Below are 1,299 nucleotides of genomic sequence, written 5' to 3' on the forward strand. Positions count from 1 at the left end.
GCATCCCTCTGTACCGGCCATTGTAGCACGTGTGCAGCCCAGGGCATAAGGGGCATGATGACTTGACGTCGTCCCCGCCCTCCTCCGCCTTGACGGCGGCGGTCCCGCGTGGGTTCCCGGCATCACCCGATGGCAACACGCGGCGGGGGTTGCGCTCGTTGCGGGACTTAACCCAACATCTCACGACACGAGCTGACGACAGCCATGCACCACCTGTATGGGCTCCTCTCGGCCACGGGGTCTCCCCCGCTTCACCCATATGTCAAGCCCTGGTAAGGTTCTTCGCGTTGCTTCGAATTAAGCCACATGCTCCGCTGCTTGTGCGGGCCCCCGTCAATTCCTTTGAGTTTTAGCCTTGCGGCCGTACTCCCCAGGCGGGACGCTTAATGCGTTGGCTGCGGCACGGGGGGATCGTCCCCCCACACCTAGCGTCCATCGTTTACGGCTGGGACTACCAGGGTATCTAATCCTGTTCGCTCCCCCAGCTTTCGCGCCTCAGCGTCGGTCTCGGCCCAGAGGGCCGCCTTCGCCACCGGTGTTCCACCCGATATCTGCGCATTCCACCGCTACACCGGGTGTTCCACCCTCCCCTACCGGACCCAAGCCGCGGAGGTTCCGGGGGCTTCGGGGGGTTGAGCCCCCCGCTTCGACCCCCGGCCTGCCGGGCCGCCTACGCGCGCTTTACGCCCAATGAATCCGGATAACGCTCGCCCCCTACGTATTACCGCGGCTGCTGGCACGTAGTTAGCCGGGGCTTCTTCTGCAGGTACAGTCTCGTCTCTTCCCTGCTGAAAGCGGTTTACGACCCGAAGGCCTCCGTCCCGCACGCGGCGTCGCTGCGTCAGGGTTGCCCCCATTGCGCAAGATTCCCCACTGCTGCCTCCCGTAGGAGTCTGGGCCGTGTCTCAGTCCCAATCTGGCCGGTCGGTCTCTCAACCCGGCTACCCGTTGTCGGCACGGTGGGCCGTCACCCCGCCGTCTACCTGATGGGCCGCGGAGCCATCCCCTCCCGTCGGGGCTTTAGCCCGGGCGCCATGCGGCACCCGGGGGTATCCGGTATTACCCGTCCTTTCGGGCGGCTATCCCGGGGGAGGGGGCAGGTTCTCCACGTGTTACTCAGCCGTTCGCCACTCGCTTCTATCCGAAGATAGGTGCCGTTCGACTTGCATGTGTTAGGCGCGCCGCCAGCGTTCATCCTGAGCCAGGATCGAACTCTCCGTCCAAATATGTTTGGGCCTCGAGCCCGTCCGGTCCTCTCAGTCATCGCTGATCGGTTCCGTTCGATTCATATGGTTCTGT

General features: G+C 64.3%; 1 rRNA gene. It reads right to left on the reverse strand.

Annotated features, from left to right (window positions below):
* A 16S ribosomal RNA gene (locus ACTQXI_RS08855) occupies window positions 1–1,223 on the reverse strand; the annotation flags it as partial.
* Between the last annotated feature and the right edge of the window lie 76 nt (window positions 1,224–1,299).

Origin of the sequence: Collinsella sp. LCP19S3_C9 (assembly GCF_052121575.1) — a bacterium.
In the GTDB taxonomy this organism is placed as follows: Bacteria; Actinomycetota; Coriobacteriia; order Coriobacteriales; family Coriobacteriaceae; genus Collinsella.